Origin of the sequence: Kocuria rhizosphaerae (assembly GCF_044462265.1) — a bacterium.
In the GTDB taxonomy this organism is placed as follows: domain Bacteria; phylum Actinomycetota; class Actinomycetes; order Actinomycetales; family Micrococcaceae; genus Kocuria; species Kocuria rhizosphaerae.
The window spans coordinates 1-20,812 of the sequence record NZ_JBISWL010000134.1; the positions used below are offsets into that span (position 1 = coordinate 1).

The following is a 20,812-nucleotide window of genomic DNA, read 5'->3' on the forward strand; positions in this document are numbered from 1 at the left end:
CCCGCCACTGTTCCCGTTGTGCTCAGTCCACGCGCTCCGTGTGCGCAGGCTGGAGGAGGGACTTGATCTTCTCGACGATCTTGGCGGTGGACACCCCGTAGCGGTCGTTGAGGGTGGGCAGGGCGCCGGCGTCGAGGAATTCGTCGGGCAGCCCGATCGGGGTGATCTGCCGGAGCACCCCGTCGCGGACGGCGGTGTGGGCCACCGCGTCGAAGAGCCCGCCGATGACGGTGTGGTTCTCGCAGGTGAGCACCAGCCGGTCGCGGCCCAGCTCCCGAAGGATGGTGGCCTCGTCGAGGGGCTTGAGGGTGGGCACGTGCAGCACCGCGACGTCCACCTTGTCCGCCTCGAGCTCCCGGGCCGCCTCCAGTGCGCGCTCGGTCATCAGACCGGTGGAGATGAGCAGCACCTCGTTGCCGTCGCGGATCGTCTTGGCCTTCCCGAGCTCGAAGGTGTAGTCGTACTCGTCGAGCACGCGGGGAACCTTGCCGCGCAGGATGCGGGTGTAGGTCGGTCCGTCGTGGGCGGCCAGCTGCGGGACGGCCTGTTCGATGTCCACCGCGTCGCAGGGGTCCACGATGGTGAGGTTCGGCATGCCCCGCAGGATCGCGACATCCTCGGTGGCCTGGTGGGAGGGTCCGTAGCCGGTGGTGAGCCCGGGCAGGGCACAGACCATGTTGACGTTGAGATTGGCCTCGGCGATGTCCAGGCACAGGAAGTCGTAGGCCCGGCGGGTGGCGAAGACCGAGTACGTGGAGGCGAACGGGACGAACCCTTCCATGGCCAGGCCGGCGGCGGTCCCGAGCAGGGCCTGCTCGGCCATGCCGATCTGGTAGAAACGGTCGGGCATCGCGTCGCGCAGGATGTGGAGGTCGGTGTACTTGGCGAGATCGGCCGACAGGCCCACGATGCGCTCGTCGCGTCCCGCGAGCTCGACCAGGGCGTGCCCCAGGGGGGCGGCAGTGGTCCGCTGGCCCTCCCGGGCCAGGGACGCGCTCATGGCGTCGGAGGTCAGCCTCTTCTTCTGGTTGGTGCTCATGCGTCGAACGACTCCTTCAGCTCTCGGTGGGCCCTCTCCCACTCCTGTGGGGCGACAGACATGAAATGCAGCTTCTCGCGGTTCTCCAGGAACTCCACGCCCTTGCCGAGCTTGGTGTTCACGATCAGGCACCGCGGTTGCGGGGCGTCGAGGCCGCGCAACTCCTCGAGTGCGGTGAGCACGGCGGCCACGTCGTTGCCGTCCACCCGTCGGGTGATCCACCCGAAGGCCTCGAACTTCCCCTCGATCGGTTCCATGCCCAGTGTGGCCTGGCTCTTGCCGTCGGCCTGCTGGTCGTTGAAGTCCACGATCGCGATGAGGTTGTCCAGCTCGTGGTGGGCGGCCACGGCGGCGGCCTCCCAGGTCGAGCCCTCGTTGAGCTCTCCGTCGGAGAGGATGTTGTAGACGAAGGCGTCGTTGTCCTTGCGCTTGAGGCCCAGGGCCACGCCGTTGGCGATGACCAGGCCGTGACCCAGGGAGCCCCCGGAGATCTCCACACCCGGGGTGTAGGAGGCCATCGCCGACATCGGCAGGCGGGAGTCGTCGGTGGCATAGGTGTCCAGCTCCTCCGCGGGAAGGAACTTCGCCTCGGTCAGCGCGGCGTAGAGGGCGATGGCGTAGTGCCCGATGGAGAGCAGGCACCGATCCCGGCCCTCCCACTCCGGCTCCTCGGGGCGCAGGTTCAGCTGGTCGGCGTAGAGCACGGCCAGGACGTCGGCGAGATCGAGGGCCTGGCCGATGTAGCCCTGTCCCTGGACCTCGGCCTGGATCAGGGCGTTGGTGCGGATCCGGAAGGCCGCTTCCCTGATCCGCTGCAGACGCTCGGCCTCGACCGGAGCGACCTCAGTGGATGACTGCATGGGTTTCCCCTCGTGTGTGGTGGTTGTCGGGTCAGCGGGGCAGGGGGCACGGAGCTCCGCCGTACTCCACAACGCTGCTGACTGTTGACAGCAGCTGTGGTTGGAATCACAGTAGTCCCAGTTGTTGTTAACAGTCAACAGTTGAGGCCCTGGTGGTCATCCCACGGCTGAATGCCGTGTGTGGCTTCCTTCCACACTCGGTCGACGGTTAACCGCGGCGTATGATCGGTGGAAACCGGATCGGCGACGAGGTGCCGGCGGCAGATGCGTGCCGGGGCATGGCGGCTTGGGAAGGGGAGGTGGTCTCGGGGCCTCTCACAGACCCGCCATGATCGCCTCGCGCGGCAGGTGTGCTGCTGTCGGCCGGCATTCCAGATCTGTTCCCATCCCCAGCTTCCGAAGGACGGCCTCGATGACCACCCAGAACGCGGCCCTTGCGGGTCTGGCGAAGGTGAACCTGCGCCAACAGGCTCTCTCGGCGCTGCGCCGAGCCATCACGACCGGAGAGCTGCCTCCCGGCACCCACCTGGTGGAGACAGAGCTGTCCGAGCAGCTGCAGATCAGTCGCGGCACCCTGCGTGAGGCCATGCGCCAGCTCCAGCAGGAGGGCTTGATCTCCGCCGGGGCGCGGGGCCGGCTGGCCGTGCGGAGCCTGGACGCCAAGGAGATCCTGGACATCTTCGCCGTACGCGCGGCGCTGGAGTCCTTGGCGGTGCGGACCCTGAGCCAGGTGGAGGACCGTCACGTGGTCGTGGCGCCGCTGCGCGAGGCGATCCGGACCATGGACGAGGCTGTCGGGGACACGCTCGAGGAGCGCATCGAGGCCGACCTGGCCTTCCACCGCACCCTGTGCCGGCTCACCGGCAATGCCATGCTCCTGCACTCCTGGAAAGCCCTCGAGGGCTCCATCCGGATGTCCTTCATGTGGGCCGGCATGGAGCGCGCGGTCGGGAACATGCGCGTGGACCGGCACACGGCCATCGTCGACGTCATCGAGGCCGGCGACGCCCCGCAGGCCGCCGAGTTCATGCTCCACCACATGAACGAGGCCGCCGCCAACCTGGTCTCCTGACCACCCCGGAGGCACGCGCGACACCACCCCGCCGCGAGACGCGCGGTGACGGCCGGAGCCGGCCACGAGGCCGTGATCGCCGGAACCGTGGACGTCGATCGATCCCCTGCGCCCTCGCCGGCGCAGGGGATCGACCCGTTTCATGAGCCGCACCGGCGCGTGCCTGCCCTTGTCGCAGCATGACATCCGCGCGCTGGAGCGGCGCGAGCGCGGTTCCGCCACGGCCGTCACCGGCGCGGAGGGTGTGCTGGGGAGGGGCCTCTCATGCCTCGGCAATCCTTTCCGTGCGCGCACCCCAGAACGCCGCGAGCGCTGCGCCGCGCCGGGCAAAGTCACCCTTGCGTCCCGGCCGGAGCGTGTGACACACTTCACGAACCGGCCGTTGACTGTTAACAGTCAACTGGCGGCAGAGTCCTTCAGGTCCTGCCTCCGGCACTCGGAGAAAGTGCGGCGGGGTCCCGGCGCGGGATTTCCTGTTGCCAGCCCCGAACACCGCGGGCAGGCCGCTGGACGCCGCGACAGATGTCGTCGTCGCCGCCGGGCCGCCGGCCCTCCACTCCATGGCCAGACTTCGATCCTCGAAACTCGGGAAGGTACACCCCCATGAAGCTGAACACAGTGCGCACCAGCACCCACCGACGAGTCCGCTCGAGCGTCCTCGCGATCGCCGTCGTCGCCGGCCTGTCCCTGACAGGGTGCGGCGGCGGAAGCGGCGAGGAGGGCGGGGACAAGCAGCTGCTGCTCGGCCACGGTGCCAGCCCGACCAACCCCCGGTCCGAGGCCGCCGACTTCTTCGCGGAACAGGTGGCTGAGAACACCGACTCGAGCGTGACGGTCCAGGTCCAGGGCGCGGAGCAGCTCGGGTCGGACGCCGAGATGATGGTCTCGCTGGCGTCCGGCACCCTGGACATGACGGCAAACTCGCAGGGCGTGGTGTCCTCCACCGTCCCGGAAGTGGCGCTGTTCGGACTTCCGTTCCTCTTCGAGACCTCCAAGCACGCTCACACCGTCGTCGACGGCCCCATCGGGGACGAGATCGCCGCCAAGGCCGAGGAGGAGGGATTCAAGGTTCTCGCGTGGTGGGACAACGGCATTCGTCACGTCACCACCGGCAAGACTCCCATCAGCACTCCCGAGGACCTGGCCGGCCTGAAGATCCGCACCCCTGAAGACCCGATGACCATCGACATCTTCAACGCTCTGGACGCGAACCCGACGCCGATGGCCTTCAACGAGCTGTACCTGGCCCTCCAGCAGGGGGCCGTGGACGGGCAGGAGAACCCGATCCCGAACATCCACGCGAACGCGCTCCACGAGGTCCAGGGCCACCTCGCTCTGACCGGGCACAAGTACGAAGTGACTCCTCTCGTCATCAGCATGAGCTCGTGGGAGTCGCTGTCCCCGGAGCAGCAGGAGGCCGTGCAGACGGCTGCCGACGAGGCCCGTGACATGCAGCGGGACCTGATGGAGGAGCAGACCGAGGAACTGCGCACGGAACTCGAGGACAGCATGGAGATCACCACGCCCGAGCTCGCCCCGTTCCGGGACGCGACGACCGGGGTGTACGACAAGTGGTCGGCCGACTACCCGGAGTTCGTCGAGCAGATCGTCGACGAGGCCGACGCCACCCGAGCAGAATTCACGGGCTGACCCGATGACACAGTCACCCGATCTGGAAGAGGCGGAGGCGGACTTCGATCCGGACAATCCGCAGCCCATCGAGCAGCCCGATCCGTTCAGCCTGGTGACGGACAGGCTCAACCTGGGAGCCACCTACCTGGGCGGTTTCGTGTCCATCCTCGCCTTCGTGGTGATCGGATCCCTGCTCCTGGTCGCCGTGATCCTCCGGTTCGCGTTCAACTCCAGCCTGGGGTTCGCCGTCGAGATTCCGGCGTTCGCCTTCCCGTGGTTGATCGCCGGCGGGGTGGTGGCCGCCATGGGACGTGGCGGCCACCTGGCGGTGGACTACTTCGCCAACAAGCTGGCGGACCGCAACCGCCGCTACCTGGACATCTTCGTGTGGGCGGTGTCGACCCTGACCCTGGGATTCCTCGTCTACATCTCCACGCTGATGATCCGCCCGTACATGGGGCAGAGCTCACCCATCCTCGGACTGCCCATGATGATCAGCTACGGCGCCTACATCTACATGGCCGTCAGCCTGACCCTGCAGTCCGCCGCGCGCTTCTATGCGGCCTTCCGGGGCCCCGTCCCGCACCCGAAGGGAATCGTCAATGTTTGAGGTCGTCGTAGCGATCGCCCTGTTCCTCGTGCTGCTGTTGCTCAGCATCCCGGTGTCCTTCGCTCTCCTGCTCTCCACCCTGGCCGGCATCGCCCTGGTGGGCACTGCTCCGCTGCAGATCGTGGCCCAGCAGTCCTTCGCACCGGCCTCGAACTTCCTGTTCCTGGCGATCCCCTTCTTCATCCTGACGGCCGACCTGCTGGCCAGCGGCAAGCTGGGCCAAACCGTGATCGGCCTGGCCACCAAGGTGATCGGTCGGTTCCGCGGTGGCGTGGGCCATGCCAGCGTGGCCACCTCGGTGGTGTTCTCCGGTGTGTCGGGCTCGGCCGTGGCCGATGCATCGGGCCTCGGCTCGGTCCTGATTCCCTGGAGCAAGAAGGTCGGCTATCCCGCGCCCTTCAGCGCGGCGGTCAACGCGTCCTCTTCGGTGATCGGCGTCATTCTCCCGCCGTCCATTCCGATGATCCTGTTCGCCGCCACGTCCGGCGTCTCGGTCGCAGCGATCTTCCTCTCCGGCCTGATTCCCGGGTTGTTGCTGGCCACCGCCTACTTCATCGTCTGCTGGGGGGTGGCCGTCCAGCAGGGCTTCCCCCGCATCAAGATGAAGTTCACCAAGAAGAACCTCCTGAAGGACGTGTTCCTCGCGCTGCCGGCCATTCTGATGCCGATCATCATGATCCGCGTGGTCCTGCTCGGCGGTATCGCGACCGTGACCGAAGTTGCTGTGCTCTCCGCGGTGTACGCCCTGTTGATCCGACTGATGTACCGCGATATCTCCGTGAAGGGGATCATCCACTCGATGATCAACACGGCCGCCGCGACCGGCGTGGTCATGCTGCTGATCATGATGTCCGAGGCACTCAGCTGGTTCCTGACGGTCCAGCAGGCGCCGCAGAAACTCGCCGAGAACGTGCTGTCGAACGTGGCCTCGCCCATCCTGATCCTGCTGATGATCAACCTGCTGCTGCTGGTCGTGGGAGCGTTCCTGGACATGTCCCCGGCGATCCTGCTGCTCACCCCGGTGCTGATGCCGATCGCCACGGCCATCGGTCTCGACCCGATCCAGCTCGGTCTCATCATGATCCTCAACCTCGGTATCGGCCTGTTCACGCCACCGGTGGGAACCACCCTCTACATCTCCACGTCGATCGGGAAGATCCCCATCGAGCAGACGGTGAAGGCGTTGGTCCCCTTCTACGCGGTGTCGGTCCTGACCCTTCTCGCCGTGACGTTCGTCCCCGCCCTGACGAGCCTCGGGCGATAGACGACCACAGTCGCCGCGACCGCGAGGCGCCTGCGGACACCAGGCGTCCCGAAGGCGTGGCGGGCGGCCGGCCCACGGCTCGACACCGACCAGAAGAGAGCAGTTCCATGACCACGATCTTCAACGACCCCAGCGAGTTCTGCGACGACCAGCTCGCCGGATTCGTGGATCTGTACGCCGATCGTCTCCGGGAGGTCGCGGGCGGAGTCGTCGCGCTGCGCTCGGGAGAGCCGCAGGTCGCCGTCGTCGTCGGAGGCGGCTCCGGGCACTATCCGGCCTTCGCCGGCCTGGTGGGCCCCGGACTCGCCACCGGGGCGGTCGTGGGCAACGTCTTCACCTCCCCGTCGGCCGCGCAGGTGTACTCCGTGGCCAAGGCGGCCCACCAGGGCCGCGGGGTGATCCTCGCCTTCGGCAACTATGCCGGTGACGTCATGAACTTCGGGATCGCCGCTCGCCGGCTGAACGCGGAGGGAATCGACACCCGGGTCGTGCTGGTCACCGACGACATCGCCTCGGCCCCGGACGTTGACCGGCGCCGGGGCATCGCCGGGGACTTCACGGTCTTCAAGACCATGGGGGCAGCCGCTGCGGCGGGGCTGGACATCCACGAGGTCGAACGGGTGGGACGCGCCGCGAACGACTCCACCCGCACCCTTGGGGTGGCCTTCAGCGGCTGCACGATGCCAGGGGCGAGCGAGCCCCTCTTCAGCGTGCCGGCGGGCCACCTGGGACTGGGGCTGGGCATCCACGGTGAGCCGGGCATCCGGGACGAACCGTTGCCCACGGCGCGCGCACTGGCCGGGACTCTGGTCTCCTCCGTCCTCGGGCAGGCGCCCGCAGGTGCCGGCAACCGCATCGGGGTGATCCTGAACGGACTGGGTGCCACCAAGTACGAGGAGCTGTTCCTGCTCTGGGGAGCGATCGCCCCGATGCTGCGAGAGCGTGGCCACCGCATCGTGGACCCGGAGGTCGGGGAGCTGGTCACCAGCCTCGACATGGGCGGGTGCTCACTGACGGTCTTCTGGCTCACCGATGAGCTGGAGGAGTACTGGTCGGCCGACGCGTACACGCCCGCCTACCGCAAGCAGCGGGCACCGTTGCAGAGTCTGGACACCGCCGGCCCGGAGCCCGTCGCCGACGTCGTCCACCCCGAGCGGGTGCCGGACGCCGGCTCCGCCGCGAGGGAGCTGGCGCGGACCGTCCTGGCGGGACTGCGCCGGGCCTCCGCGACCCTCGAGGACCATGAGAACGAGCTGGGAGCCATCGACGCAGTCGCTGGGGACGGAGACCACGGGCGGGGCATGGTCAAGGGCGCCTCGGCCGCGCTGGCGGCGGCCGAGGCAGTGGCAGGCACCGCCGGAGCCGGTTGGATGCTCCGAGTCGCCGGCAGCGCCTGGGCGGCCCGCGCCGGTGGGACCTCCGGGGTGCTGTGGGGCGCGGCACTCGAGGCGGCCGGCCGGGCTCTTCCCGACGAGGCGGACGCCTTCCACCGGCAGGACCTCGAGCGGGCGGTCTGCAGTTTCGCCCGGGCCATCGAGGAGCTCGGGGGCGCCTCGCTCGGGGACAAGACCCTGTTGGACGCACTGCTGCCCTTCGCCGGAGCGTTGTCCTCATCCCTGTCGGAGACCATGGACCCGGCGCAGGCGTGGTGCGAGGCCTCCGAGGTGGCCACCCGGCGGGCGGCCTCGACCGCCGAACTCCGGCCGAGGGTGGGCCGGGCCCGGCCCCTGGCGGAGAAGAGCCTGGGCACCCCGGATGCCGGGGCCACGTCCATGGCTCTGATCCTCACCGCTGTTGCTCGGGACCCCGAAGTGCTCGCGACCCTCGGAACACGGGAAACGGTGAAGTGATTTGAGCGCGAAACTGCGGATCGTCATCGGCGGCGACGACGCCGGCTTCGACTACAAGGAGGCCCTGCGTCAGGACCTGGAGGCGGACGAGAGGGTCGAGAGCGTCGTCGACGTCGGGGTTGCGCCGACCGAGAACACCGCTTACCCGCACGTGGCGGTCGAGGCGGCACGCAGGGTCGCCGGAGGTGAGGCCGACCGCGCCCTGCTCATCTGCGGGACGGGTCTCGGCGTGGCCATCTCGGCCAACAAGGTCCCCGGCATCCGCGCCGTCACGGCCCACGACTCGTACTCCGTGGAGCGCGCGATCCTCAGCAACAACGCCCAGGTCCTGTGCATGGGTCAGCGGGTGATCGGCCTGGAACTGGCCCGCCGCCTGACCAGGGAGTGGCTCGGATACCTCTTCGATCCGTCCAGCGCCTCGGCGGCCAAGGTGGACGCCATCACTTCCTACGAGAGCTGCTGACCGCTCCTTGTCGCCATGGGTCACGAGGTTCTGGCCGCGGGTGCGACGACTCCTGGAACCCGGGCAGCGTGGCGCGGTGCGCCGCACCCAGCGGACGGCCGAAACCGCGGCGGTGGCCTCGGTCGGACCCACCGGTGATCCGTCAGACAACGCCTTCGCCGAGGTGCTCAACTCGCTGTTCAACGGCGCACCGATCCGGACCAAGGGCCCGGAGGGAGGTCCACCGACCGGCCGCAGGGGAGTCCCCGCCAGCGTTGAGGCCTCGGCCACCCGTGCCGCCGAGAACCTCGAGCAGGCCTCCCGTGCCGGGCCCCGGGCGTCTCGACGGGGAGCGGGGCGGCAACAGGCCGGTCCCGGGAGGCAGCCTCCACGCCGAGTACCCTCGGACTCGTATCGGTGAACGACCTATCGGCCATCCTCGCCTCGATCGGGCCCGACGACGGTGCAGACAGCACCTGCCGGGCCCTCCGGGAAGGACTGACGTGCTCGAGACGATGCCTCTCGGCTCCGCCATCGCACTGTTCGGCCTGTGCACAGCGGTCATCGGCGTCGTGGGCACGAGGCTCGCCGGCGTCGTCGACCGCATCGCGGACCGCACAGGGCTCGGGGAAGCGGTCGCCGGCGCGGTCCTGCTGGGGCTCGCGACGTCGCTGAGCGGCAGTGTTCTCTCGGTCTCTGCTTCCCTGTCCGGCCGGGCGGATCTCGCGATGTCCAATGCCGTCGGCGGAATCGCCGTCCAGACCCTCTTCCTGGCCGTCGCAGACCTCACCTACCGCAGGGCGAACCTCGAGCACGCTGCCGCATCCCTCGGCAACATCATGCAGGGGGCCCTGCTCGTGGCCCAGATGTCCTGGCTGCTGCTGGCGTTCGCCATGCCGGAGTGGACGATAGGCCACGTCCACGTGGTCACGCCCCTGCTGCTCGTCTCCTACCTCTACGGCGTGCGACTGATCCGCAAGGTGCAGACCGCGCCGATGTGGGATCCGGCCCGGACGCGAGAGACCAGGGAGGACGTTCCGGAGGAGAGCAACGAGCGCGAGTCCCTCCGCCGGCTGCTCATGGCCTTTGCCGGTCTCGCCGTGACCATCGGTGCCGCCGGGTGGGTCCTCGAGAAGAGCGCCACCGTCATCGCCGTGGACACGGGGCTCGGGCAGGCGATCGTGGGGACGCTCTTCACCGCCGTCGCCACCTCGTTGCCCGAGCTCGTCACCACGCTCGCCGCCGTCCGCAGGGGCGCGCTCACTCTCGCCGTCGCCGGCATCATCGGCGGCAACGCCTTTGACACCCTCTTCGCAGCCTTCTCCGACGTGGCCTACCTGGACGGTTCCATCTACCACGCCGTGTCGGACCCCGTCGTCTTCTGGACCGCGCTCGGGATGCTGATGACGGCGTTCCTGCTCATGGGCCTGATCCGCCGGGAGGAGCAGGGGCCCGGCCGCATCGGCTTCGAGAGCCTGTCCCTCTTCGGCTTCTACGCGCTCGGAGTGGTCGTCGTGACTGTGGCAGGCTGACCCGCGGCAGGACGGCTCCCGGGAACGCCGGGTGCCAGGTGCGCGGAGGCCGGACGGCGGCAGACCCGGCCGCACACCGTCGTTGCCGGCGCAGGCCCTCCCATCCGGCCGACGCCACCCGGTGGGCGCCGTGGTGGATGGTCGACGGCGAGGTGGTCGCCGACCTGCGGCGTGCCTCGTCCCCGCCCGGGACCATGCCGTCCCTGCGCCGCACCGCCATGTCGACCTGCTGCTGTCCTGGTCCATCTTCTGTGGGGCGCTTCACAAATACGCGCCGGAGGGCTACCGTAGAACTAGTACAACGTTTGACCACCCCGGACGCCCGGCGCCCGGGACCCCGACCGCGGCCCGCCACGGGCCCACGAAGGAGACGGCACATGAGCACCAAGTCGTTCGCGTCCTCCGCCGACCTCGGCGAGAAGCAGAAGACCCTCGAGGTCCTGGCCGAGGGCGTCTACGCCCTGACGGCCGAGGGGGACCCCAACATCGGAGCGATCGAGGGCGAGGACTTCCTGGTCTGCTTCGAGGCCCTCGCGACCCCCGTCGTCGCGGCGGAGTGGCTGCAGGAGCTGCGCAAGCACACGGACAAGCCGATCCGCTTCCTCGTGCTCTCGCACTACCACGCCGTGCGCGTGCTGGGCGCCTCGGCGTTCCACGCGGAGACGATCGTCGCCCACGAGAACACCTACGACCTCATCGTCGAGCGCGGCAAGGAGGACTGGGCCTCCGAGTTCGGCCGCATGCCCCGCCTGGCCAAGGGCGCGGACACCGTCCCGGGCCTGACCTGGCCCACGATGACCTTCGAGGACAAACTGACCATCGACCTCGGCGGGGACCGCGGAGACCTGGTGCTCCAGCACTTCGGGCGCGGGCACACCGAGGGCGACATCGTGGCCTGGCTGCCGAAGCAGAAGATCCTCTTCGCCGGGGACCTCGTCGAGGCCGAGGCTGCGCTCTACACCGGCGACGCCTTCCACCGGGACTGGGCGAGCCACACCCTCGACGCCATCAAGGCGCTCGGCGCGGAGCAGCTCGTGGGCGGCCGCGGGGCGGTCTCGAGGGGCCGGGACGCGGTCGACGCGGCCATCGAGCAGACCCGGCGCTTCCTGACCGTCATGATCGAGGAGGTCGGCAAGGTCCAGCGGGCCGGCGGCACGCTGAAGGACGCCTTCGAGGCGGTGCACGCCGCGCTGTACGACGACTTCGGCCACTGGCCGATCTTCGAGCACTGCCTGCCCTTCGACGTCTCCCGGCTGTGGGACGAGCTGTCGGGCATCGAGCGTCCGGTGATCTGGACGGCCGAGCGCGACCGCGAGGTCTGGGACCAGCTGCAGAACAGCTGACCCGGCGGCACGAGAACGAGAGGCACGACAGTGAGACGATTCGACTCCGGCAAGGTGCTGGTCCTGGGCAACGGCCCGGTCGGCCAGACCGCGGCCCTGCTGCTCGCGCGGTGGGGCATTCCCGTGACCGTCCTGGACGCCCGTGCCGAGCGGGACCCCATCGGCTCCAAGGCGATCTGCCAGCAGCGCGACGTCCTGGAGGTCTGGGAGGCTGTCGGCGTGGGCAGGCAGGTGGCCGAGGAGGGGGTGACCTGGACGACGGCGCGGACCTTCTACCAGGACCAGGAGCTGTTCGCCCAGCCCTTCCGGGACCGGGGCCAGTCCCCGTTCCCCCCGTTCGTGAACATCTCCCAGACCCGCACCGAGGAGCTGCTCGCCGCGAAGATCGCCGCAGAGCCGCTGATCGAGGAGGTCTGGGGCCACGAGATCCAGGAGATCACCCAGGACGAGAAGTCCGTGCGGGTGCGCTGCTCGTGCCTGGACGGCAACGAGGTCGAGATCGTGGCCGACTACGCCGTCGCCGCCCTGGGCTCCAAGGCCCGCCGGCTGCGCGAGCAGCTCGGCGTGAGCTTCGAGGGACGGTCCTTCGAGGACAAGTTCCTGATCTGCGACATCCGGACCGACATGCCCGGCTGGACGACCGAACGGCGCTTCTACTTCGACCCGGAGTGGAACCCCGGCCGGCAGGTGCTCATCCACCCCTGCCCGGACTCGACCTTCCGGATCGACTGGCAGGTGCCCGGCGACTACGACCTCGACGCGGAGGAGGCCTCCGGGGCGCTGGACGCCCGGATCCGACAGATCATCGGGGAGAAGGACTACGAGATCGTCTGGAAGTCCGTCTACCGCTTCCACGCCCGGCTGGCGTCCCGCATGCGTGTGGGCCGCGTCCTGCTCGCCGGGGACTGCGCGCACATCGTCTCCCCCTTCGGCGCCCGCGGGCTCAACTCCGGGGTGGGTGACGCAGAGAACGCCGCCTGGAAGCTCACCTCCGTGCTGCGCGGCAACGCCGACGAGGCCCTGCTGGAGTCCTACGACGTCGAACGCCGCGCCGCCGCCATCGAGAACCTCGAGGTCACGGAGGCCACCATGGACTTCCTGGTGCCGCAGAACGAGGAGCAGTGGGCGGAGCGGCTGGCCAAGCTCGAGCGGGCGATCGGAGACCCCGCGGCGTCCACGTACGTGGACTCCGGCCGGCTCGCCGAGCCGTTCTGGTACGTCGACTCGCCTCTGACCACCCCGCACCCCACGCGCACGTTCACCGGCCGCCCGGCCAAGGGCGACGTTCCCGAGCCCGTGCCCGGCGTCCTGCTGCCGGACGTGCCGGTCGCGGTCCCGGGGATCCGCGCCGACCGGGTCCGCGAGCTCGCCCGCTACGGGATCCTCGTGCTCACCGGCCCGGAGGTCGACACGGACGCCGTGCGGGAGGTGGCGCTGGAGGCCATCACGTCCCCGCTGCGCATCCACGCCCTGGCGGACATCGACTGCACCGGCACGCTGACCGCGGCCCTGCGGCCCGAGCCCCGGGACGTGTGGATCGTCCGCCCGGACTCCCACATCGCCGCCGTCGTCGACGGCGCGGACGCGGCGGCCCTCCGCCGGGCCCTCCGGAACGCCATCGCCGCTCCCGGCTCCGAGGCGGCGCGGATCCTCGCGGCCCGCGAGGTCCGGCCGGTGCGGACCGCGACGCCGGAGGCGCACCCGGAGGAGCCTGTCGCCGCCGCGTAGGGTGCGCCCCGTGAGATCCTGACGTCCTCGTCACAGTCGATTCGCCCCGCCCCGGGGCCACCGGAGGTGCAGGATGTCGTTCCACGAGGTCATGGAGACGGTCGGGAAGTCCGTCGACGCCGCAGGGGTCGTCGCCATCGTGATCGGAGCCGTGGTGTCGACCCTCCTGGCCGCCCGTGCGGTGCTGCGCCACCGCCGGGACGGCCGGGCCGCCGACGGCGCGGACACCTACGAGACCTATCGCCGCCGGCTGGGCCGCTCCATCCTGCTGGGCCTCGAGCTGCTCGTGGCCGCCGACATCATCCGCACGGTCGCCATCGCCCCCACCTACGAGTCCGTGGGAGTGCTGGGGCTGATCGTGCTCATCCGCACGTTCCTCAGCTGGTCCCTGGAGCTGGAGATCAGCGGCCGGTGGCCGTGGCAGAAGGAGCCGAGGGCGGTCGCCCCGGGGGCGGAGCCGGCCGCGCGGTCCCCGGGGCGTGGATGATCTCCTTCCCGACCTCATGGCAGGGCGGCGGCTTCTCCCGGTGCTGCCGTCCTGCCGGGCCGGTCGCATCGGCTCGGGTGCACGGGTCGCGGCTCCGTTCGTCGAGTTCCTCGGCACCAGCAGGCGAGGTCGTCCCGGCGTCCTCGGCCGTTCACGGCACTCCGCGCAACCACGGACTCCGGCCACCGGAGTGCGCCCGGGCACTCATCCCCGGATGAGGTAGGCCACCACGGCCACCAGCGGCACCATGCTCTGGCCCAGGGCGCTGACCCACAGCCGTCGTTCGCTGGCGAAGAGCACGACGCCGAGGACGACGTGGCTGGCGCAGCCGAACAGCACGAGGGCCCGACCTGCCTCCACCCATTCCGAGTGCAGCAGGACGAGGCCGATGATGATGCCGATCGCGTAGCACAGGTTGTAGAAGCCGACGTTGACGGCCCACATCCGCACCGCCGGCACGTCCTCGGGGCGGATGAGAAAAATGGGGTACAGCGCCCGGCGGTGGTGGAAGAACGCCTCCAGGACGAACACGGTCACCAACGCCAGAGCGGTGGCGCCGGCGAAGATCTGACTGAGGAGGTTCATGGTAGGGGCCTAGAATCTGCCACGCGGAAGGGAGAGCGACCCAAGGGCTCCACGGAGCCCATGCATCGACCCTTCCAGTGTCCTCCTGCTGCGGTGTCGTGGGTCCAGATGTGCCCCTCATGACGGGCTCCCTCCCGTCCCGGAACCCCGCGGTCCACCGGCGTCCACCGGGCAGGCGTAGCGTGGCCCCATGCCGACGTTGGACCTGCCCCGCTGCCGACTGGCCTACCGTGTGACGGGCTCGGGTCCGGCCGTCGTGCAGCTGCACGGGCTGATGTCCGACCAGGTGGCCAACGCCGCCGGTGGTCTGGACCTGGCCGCAGGTCTCCCGGCACACCGGATCGTTCGCTACGACGCCCGCGGTCACGGGGCCTCGGCCGCGGAGCTGGCCCAGTGGCCGCGCCTGTGCGCGGACTTCGTCCACCAGGTGGAGTCGGGACCGGCAGGTGGCTCAGAGCTCCCCGGGTGCAGGACGGGCGGCGGCGATGCCCAGGGCGCACGCCACGGAGCTCGCCGGCAGCAGCCGGCCGGGCCCGAGCCCGTCACACGGTAGGCGAGTCGCCCCTGGGCCGCCGTGTTCAGGTCGAATTCCCTGTTCGGGACGGAGCCGGCCCGAGCGGCGGCGGTGCGCAGAGCGAGCTCGACGTCGGCCGCAGCGTCGGCGGTGCCGGGGCTCCGGGATGGCGTCCCGCGTCGGACGGGGCGCTGGGGATCAGAGTCTCCTGCCGGCGGTGAGGGAGGCGGTCATGAACTCGGCGACGATCTTCTGGGAGATCGCGACGTCGAGGACGAAGACGCCTTCGTGGTGGGTGGCCAGCCAGTGGGTGAGGTGGTCGAGGTCGGCCAGGGTGGTGGCCTTGGTGCCCGTGGCGCCCATGGCGGTGGCGAGAGCGGCGAAGTCGACCTCGTCGATGAGCATCGCGGTGGGGTCCAGGCCCTGGGTGGCGTACTGGTGGAGCTCGGCGCCGTAGGCGGAGTCGTTGAGCACCACGATCACCCCGCGGCGGGTCGCGCGCAGGAAGGTCTCGAGGTCGGCCAGGCCCATCAGGGCTCCGCCGTCGCCGGTGACGAGCACGGTGGTGCGGTCCGGGCGGGCCACCGAGACCCCGGCGGCGGCGCCGAAGCCCAGGCCGATGGACTGGAAGGCGGTGCCGACCAGGATCATGGCGTGGGGGTCGGGGACGGTGAGGTACATGGGGGCCCAGCCGATGAAGTGGCCGCCGTCCATGACCACGGAGCGCTGGGCGGGCAGGATGCGGTCCAGGGCGGCGACGACGGCGCGGGGGTTGAGTCGGCCGTCGGCGCCGAACTCGGTGGGGTCCTCGACCGGCTCGGAGGAGCGGAAGGCGTCGGTGGCGACCTGGGGGGCGGCGGCCCGCCAGGTGCGCTGCGGGTCGGCGGGCGGGATCCGGGCCGTGAGGGCGCGCAGGGCGGGGGCGAGGTCGGCGCGCAGGTAGTCGGTGACCGGGGGGTGGTCCGTGGCGGGCTCGGGTTCGTTGTCGAGGCGGATCACCCGGGTGCCTTCGGCGAAGAGGGTGCCGTAGCGGGACTGGAAGGCGTTGAGGGAGGCTCCGGCGACCAGGACGAGGTCGGCCTGGCGGGCCAGGGCCAGGCGGTGGTCGCGGGTGAAGCCCCCCGCGATGCCCAGGTCCCAGGGGGAGTCCAGGGCGCCCACGGCCATGACGGAGGTCATGAACAGCGCCCCGAGCCGGTCCCCGAGCTCTTGGAGCGGGGCCGCGGCCTGGCCCAGGAGAACGCCGCGCCCGGCGAGGATCAGGGGACGGGCGGCGGTGCACAGGAGCTCGGCCACCCGGTCGAGCTCCTGTGAAGGGGCCGTCCAGGAGACCTTGGCCGGCAACGGGGCCGGCGGGACGGGGTCGGGGGACAGGGTGGTGGTGGCGTGGTCGTAGGGGATGGCCACCACCACCGGGGCCACGGTGGCGGTGGCCAGGTCGAAGGCCCGGTGTGCGGTCGCCACCGCGTTGTGGGCGGTGGCGTGCAGGGTGGCGACTCCCACCGCGGACGCGGCGGCGGTCTGGTCGACGTCGAAGGGGCGACGGCCGGTGGTGGGGGCCTCGCCGACGACGAGGACCAACGGGATGCGGGCCATCGCGGCCTCGGCCAGGGCGGTGAGGGTATTGGTGAAACCGGCACCGTAGGTCGTGGTCGCCGCTGCGACGGCCCCGGTGGCGCGGTGGTAGGCGTCGGCCATCGTGACCGTGGCCGCCTCGTGGCGGGCCGAGGTGAACGGGAACCCGGCCGAGGTGAGGTGGCTGATCAGGTGGGCATTGCCGTTGCCCATCAACCCGAACACGTGCCCGGCGCGCTCGGCCAGCACCTCCGCGACAGCGGACGAGACGGTCGGGGTCAGGAGGTCGTCGACCATGGGAATCCTTTCGGCGGGGCTCCGGTGGGAACCCCGGGCGTGAGCGGGGTGTGCTCGGGGGAAGAGACGGGGAACGGGCGGGGCCGCCCGCCGGCACCCGTGAAGATGCCTGACGGGCGGCCCCGGCCGATGGGAGAGGGCTCAGTCGCGCTTCTCGGCGGCCTCCGCGGCCGAGAGGATCTCGGCGGCCTCGGGGTGCTCGGCGACGTAGTCCTGGTGCACCTCCTGGACGTGCAGGTCGATGCCCTGGATGTTCTTCGGGACCAGGGAGACCGCGACGAAGGAGACGAGGGCGAGGCCGGCGATGTAGGCGCCGATCGTCCAGGACATCCCGGTCTCGTTGAGCAGCAGCTGCGCGATCATCGGGGCGAACGCGCCGCCGATGATCGAGCCGAGGGCGTAGCCGATCGAGACCCCCGAGTAGCGCACGCGTGCCGGGAACATCTCGGCGTAGAGCGCGGACTGCGGGCCGTAGGACGGGCCGAGACCGAGGGTCAGGATGACGATGGCCAGGGCGAACAGGGGCAGCGAGGCGGTGTCCATCAGGAACCACATCGGGACGGCCCAGAGGATGATGATGCCGTAGCCGATCTGGAAGGTGCGGACACGCCCGATCTTGTCCGAGATCCAGCCGCCGAACATGGTGAAGACCAGCCAGCCCACGCCACCGATGAGGGAGGCCACGAGGGTCTGGGAGCGGGGCATGCCCAGGACGTTCGCTCCGTAGGAGGCGAAGAACGCGATGACGAGGTAGCCGGCGGCGTTGTTGGCCGCGAAGATCAGGGCCGCGAGGGTGACCTGCCTGGAGTTGTGCTTGAACAGCTGGCCCAGCGGGGCGGAGGACTCCTTCTTGCGCAGCTGCATCTCCTTGAACACCGGGGACTCGTCCACGGTCTTGCGGATCAGGTAGCCGACCACGATGAGCAGCACGGAGGAGATGAACGGGACGCGCCAGCCCCAGGCCTGGAAGTCCTCGGGGGACATCATCGAGGTGAGGGCGAACATGAAGGACGTGGCGAGCAGCATGCCCAGCGGGACGCCGATCTGCGGGTAGGCGCCGAAGAGGCCGCGCTTGTTCCGCGGGGCGTGCTCGACGGACATCAGGGCGGCGCCGCCCCACTCGCCGCCGGCCGAGAAGCCCTGCATGATGCGCAGGACCACCAGGAAGATGGGGGCCCAGACGCCGATCGTGGCGTAGGTGGGCAGCAGGCCGATCAGCATCGTCGCGGCGCCCATGCCCACCAGGGTGAGGACGAGGACGATCTTGCGGCCGTACTTGTCGCCCAGGTGGCCGGCCACGACCGCGCCGAGCGGGCGGAAGAGGAAGCTGATGCCGAGCGAGGCCCACGCGACGACCTGGGCGAGGCCGGCGTTCTCCTCGGACAGCGGGGCGAAGAACAGCGGTGCCAGGACGAACGCGGCGGCCTGGGCGTAGATGAAGAAGTCGTACCACTCGATGGTGGTGCCCACGAGGGTGCCGGCGAGGACCTTGCGCTCCTCGCGGGACATCTCGTGCCGCCCGGTCGGGGCGGAATCTGTGTGCGCCATGGGATCTCCAGTGTGATCGGGGACGGAAACGTCCTCGGCGGAATCGAATCACTCATTACCGAACGTTCGGTAGCTCAGTGAGATGCTACGGAAAAAAGTGACGCCTGTCACCCTCGGAGCAATATAATCAAACTATGTACTAAAAGTGTGACGCGGCCCACCCCGGGGGGCGCAACCGGGGGGGGGCGTCCGGCCGTTGGGGCAGATGTGGTGACGAAGGTGCCGGCAATACCCCTGGGGGTACTTGATCTATACCCCTAGGGGTATTATCGTGGGGATGGACGACCGGAGAACACGTTGCCGGCACCTGACCCACCGACTTCGGGAGAAGGAGAGAACCATGCTCTTCGAGCGCATCTACGACGAGGACCTCGCCCAGGCCAGCTACTTCATCGGCTGCCAGCGCACGGGTCAGGCCCTGGTGGTCGATCCTCGCCGCGACATCGAGGTCTACCGGGACGTGGCCGCGAAGAACGGCATGGAGATCACCGCGGTGACCGAGACCCACATCCACGCCGACTACCTCTCCGGCACCAGGGAGCTGGCCGCGGCCACCGGGGCGACGGCCCACGTCTCGGGAGAGGGCGGGGAGGACTGGCAGTACGAGTTCGACGCCGAGCGGCTGCACGACGGCGACGAGATCCGCATCGGCAACGTGGTCGTGCGGGCCGTGCACACGCCCGGCCACACCCCGGAGCACCTGTCCTTCCTGGTCACTGACGGCGCCTTCGCCGACGCCCCGGGGTACGTGCTCACGGGTGACTTCGTCTTCGCCGGCGACCTGGGCCGCCCGGACCTGCTGGACGAGGCCGCCGGCGGGGACGACACGCGCTTCCTCGGGGCGAAGCAGATGTTCGCCAGCCTGCGGGACAAGTTCCTGACGCTGCCCGACCACGTGCAGGTCTTCCCCGGCCACGGGGCCGGGTCGGCCTGCGGCAAGGCGCTCGGCGCGATCCCGTCCACGACCGTGGGCTACGAGCGGCTCTACTCGTGGTGGGGGCGCTACCTGGCCGAGGGCGACGAGGCGGGCTTCGTCGAGGAGCTGCTGGAGGGCCAGCCGGACGCGCCGTTCTACTTCGGGCGCATGAAGCGGCAGAACCGGCGGGGGCCGGCCGTCATGGGCGAGCGCGCGCCGCTGCCCCAGCTCGACGCGCAGCAGGTGGCGCGGCAGCTGGCGGCCGGGGAGGTGACCTTCGTGGACACCCGTCCCGCGGACCAGGTGCACACGGGGACCGTGGCCGGGGCGCTGAACATCCCGGGCGGGACGTCGATCGCCACCTACGCGGCCTGGGCCGTGGACCCGGAGCGCGGTGCGCGGCCGCTCGTGCTCCTGGCCGCCGACCCGGAGGCCGCCCGGGAGTACTGGGACCACCTGGTGCGCGTGGGCATCGACGAGGTCGCCGGGTACGTGACGGGCCTGGAGGGCCTGCCGCGGACCACGCCCGAGCTGGTGAGCCCCGCTGCGCTCGAGGCCTACGACAAGGCGCTCCTGCTCGACGTCCGGGCGAAGAGCGAGCACGCCGAGGGTCACGTCCCCGGCTCCACCCAGCTGCACGGCGGGCGCGTGCTGTGGAACCTGGACGAGCTGCCGGAGCAGGGCACGATCGTGACCTACTGCCAGGGCGGGCTGCGCAGCTCGGTCGTCGCGTCCACGCTGCGCCACGCGGGCTACGACGTGGCCGAGCTGGAGGGCTCGTACTCCGGCTGGGCCGCTCACCGGGAGGCCCTGGCGGCTGACGCCGGATGACCTGACGCGGGGCGCACCGGACGGTCGCAGGGTCGCCGCACCATGCGGACGGCCCCTTCGACCTCGACCGCACCGCCTCCCGGCGGCGCCCCGGTGATGTCCCGGGGGCGCCGCCGGCGGCGAGGCGATGGCGCTCCGGCGGTCCTTCTGCGGGGACGGGCCCAGCGGCTAAAATGGGGACCAGCACCACCGCGCGCATCGCTGTCACGCTCACCACAACCTCGGAGGACGTCATGGGGGAACCGACGTGGGAGAAGGACTACACCGGCCGGACGGACGCACCGGGATCGGGGTCACCGCTGCTGGATCGCCTCAACGCCGTCTTCCTCAAGATCTACGGCCCGGCAGGGCGAGCTCCGCAGTCGGAGCACGGGGCCGAGGAGACCGAGCTCGTGCATCGCTGGTACGAGCAGGTGCAGCAGCACTTCGCGGTGGAACGGGACGAGGAGGGCAACGAGTACCTGTACCACCGGGACGCCGACGCCGAGGAACCGCCGCCGGGCAGTCCGCACAACTACTGACGCCCGAGCACGGGCTGCCCGGGGCGATGGCCGCCGGGGCGAGGGTGGTTCCGGCCCTGCCCGGTGGGTGATCCTCGCGGAGAGGGCGAGCCGGCGGCAGTGGCGACGACGCCGCGGCCCGGCGCGGTCCCGGGGTGAGATCACCGCGTGGGGCGGTGGCGCGTCG

At 70.3% G+C, this 20,812-nt stretch carries 18 protein-coding genes; 13 read left to right on the forward strand and 5 right to left on the reverse strand.

From position 1 onward, the window contains the following. Positions 1-22: 22 nt before the first annotated feature. Together ACH9EU_RS15490 and ACH9EU_RS15495 are read right to left on the reverse strand one after the other, a co-directional pair. Positions 23-1,039 (reverse strand): transketolase C-terminal domain-containing protein, encoded by a 1,017-nt coding sequence (locus ACH9EU_RS15490; RefSeq protein ID WP_396414794.1) that lies wholly within the window; start codon positions 1,037-1,039, stop codon positions 23-25. After that, positions 1,036-1,899 carry a thiamine pyrophosphate-dependent enzyme gene (locus ACH9EU_RS15495; protein WP_396414795.1) on the reverse strand — a complete coding sequence of 288 codons (864 nt, stop codon included), beginning with the start codon at positions 1,897-1,899 and terminating at the stop codon, positions 1,036-1,038. The genes ACH9EU_RS15490 and ACH9EU_RS15495 overlap by 4 nt, the downstream gene beginning before the upstream one ends. A 412-nt stretch (positions 1,900-2,311) precedes the next feature. On the opposite strand from ACH9EU_RS15495, the gene ACH9EU_RS15500 reads away from it, so the two are divergent. The 10 genes from ACH9EU_RS15500 to ACH9EU_RS15545 all read left to right on the forward strand — a co-directional run bounded on the left by ACH9EU_RS15500 (position 2,312) and on the right by ACH9EU_RS15545 (position 13,859). Next, the gene (locus ACH9EU_RS15500) at positions 2,312-2,971 is read left to right on the forward strand and encodes an FCD domain-containing protein (protein ID WP_396414796.1); all 660 of its coding nucleotides are present in this window, start codon (positions 2,312-2,314) and stop codon (positions 2,969-2,971) included. Positions 2,972-3,574: 603 nt separating this feature from the next. Further along, positions 3,575-4,621 (forward strand): TRAP transporter substrate-binding protein, encoded by a 1,047-nt coding sequence (locus ACH9EU_RS15505; RefSeq protein ID WP_396414797.1) that lies wholly within the window; start codon positions 3,575-3,577, stop codon positions 4,619-4,621. Between the two features lie 4 nt (positions 4,622-4,625). Next, positions 4,626-5,213, forward strand: a complete 588-nt coding sequence (locus tag ACH9EU_RS15510; RefSeq protein WP_396414798.1) for a TRAP transporter small permease subunit — start codon at positions 4,626-4,628, stop codon at positions 5,211-5,213. Next, a complete protein-coding gene (locus tag ACH9EU_RS15515; RefSeq protein WP_396414799.1) occupies positions 5,206-6,477 on the forward strand; it encodes a TRAP transporter large permease subunit in 1,272 nt (423 codons plus the stop codon). The genes ACH9EU_RS15510 and ACH9EU_RS15515 overlap by 8 nt, the downstream gene beginning before the upstream one ends. 107 nt (positions 6,478-6,584) lie before the next feature. Beyond that, positions 6,585-8,327: a dihydroxyacetone kinase family protein gene (locus ACH9EU_RS15520; RefSeq protein WP_396414800.1), complete on the forward strand. Its 1,743-nt coding sequence runs from the start codon at positions 6,585-6,587 to the stop codon at positions 8,325-8,327. Between the two features lies 1 nt (position 8,328). Then, a complete protein-coding gene (locus ACH9EU_RS15525) occupies positions 8,329-8,790 on the forward strand; it encodes a ribose-5-phosphate isomerase (RefSeq protein WP_396414801.1) in 462 nt (153 codons plus the stop codon). A 482-nt stretch (positions 8,791-9,272) separates the two neighbouring features. Further along, positions 9,273-10,301, forward strand: a complete 1,029-nt coding sequence (locus ACH9EU_RS15530; RefSeq protein ID WP_396414802.1) for a sodium:calcium antiporter — start codon at positions 9,273-9,275, stop codon at positions 10,299-10,301. 377 nt (positions 10,302-10,678) lie between these two features. After that, positions 10,679-11,644: an MBL fold metallo-hydrolase gene (locus tag ACH9EU_RS15535; protein ID WP_396414803.1), complete on the forward strand. Its 966-nt coding sequence runs from the start codon at positions 10,679-10,681 to the stop codon at positions 11,642-11,644. A gap of 30 nt (positions 11,645-11,674) precedes the next feature. Further along, positions 11,675-13,372 carry an FAD-dependent monooxygenase gene (locus ACH9EU_RS15540; RefSeq protein ID WP_396414804.1) on the forward strand — a complete coding sequence of 566 codons (1,698 nt, stop codon included), beginning with the start codon at positions 11,675-11,677 and terminating at the stop codon, positions 13,370-13,372. Between the two features lie 73 nt (positions 13,373-13,445). After that, positions 13,446-13,859, forward strand: a complete 414-nt coding sequence (locus ACH9EU_RS15545) for a DUF1622 domain-containing protein (RefSeq protein WP_396414805.1) — start codon at positions 13,446-13,448, stop codon at positions 13,857-13,859. Positions 13,860-14,063: 204 nt separating this feature from the next. On the opposite strand, the gene ACH9EU_RS15550 is transcribed toward ACH9EU_RS15545, so the two are convergent. Next, the gene (locus ACH9EU_RS15550; protein WP_396414806.1) at positions 14,064-14,444 is read right to left on the reverse strand and encodes a DUF1304 family protein; all 381 of its coding nucleotides are present in this window, start codon (positions 14,442-14,444) and stop codon (positions 14,064-14,066) included. Positions 14,445-14,634: 190 nt separating this feature from the next. On the opposite strand from ACH9EU_RS15550, the gene ACH9EU_RS15555 reads away from it, so the two are divergent. Next, a complete protein-coding gene (locus tag ACH9EU_RS15555) occupies positions 14,635-14,997 on the forward strand; it encodes an alpha/beta fold hydrolase (protein WP_396414807.1) in 363 nt (120 codons plus the stop codon). A 159-nt stretch (positions 14,998-15,156) separates the two neighbouring features. Here ACH9EU_RS15555 and ACH9EU_RS15560 read toward each other — a convergent pair whose 3' ends face one another. Then, positions 15,157-16,830 carry a thiamine pyrophosphate-binding protein gene (locus ACH9EU_RS15560; protein WP_396414808.1) on the reverse strand — a complete coding sequence of 558 codons (1,674 nt, stop codon included), beginning with the start codon at positions 16,828-16,830 and terminating at the stop codon, positions 15,157-15,159. A gap of 141 nt (positions 16,831-16,971) precedes the next feature. Next, the gene (locus tag ACH9EU_RS15565; RefSeq protein WP_396414809.1) at positions 16,972-18,378 is read right to left on the reverse strand and encodes an MFS transporter; all 1,407 of its coding nucleotides are present in this window, start codon (positions 18,376-18,378) and stop codon (positions 16,972-16,974) included. Between the two features lie 340 nt (positions 18,379-18,718). On the opposite strand from ACH9EU_RS15565, the gene ACH9EU_RS15570 reads away from it, so the two are divergent. After that, complete coding sequence (locus tag ACH9EU_RS15570) at positions 18,719-20,125, forward strand: MBL fold metallo-hydrolase (protein ID WP_396414810.1); 1,407 nt, start codon at positions 18,719-18,721, stop codon at positions 20,123-20,125. A 233-nt stretch (positions 20,126-20,358) separates the two neighbouring features. After that, positions 20,359-20,646 (forward strand): hypothetical protein, encoded by a 288-nt coding sequence (locus ACH9EU_RS15575; protein WP_396414811.1) that lies wholly within the window; start codon positions 20,359-20,361, stop codon positions 20,644-20,646. Positions 20,647-20,812 lie beyond the last annotated feature (166 nt).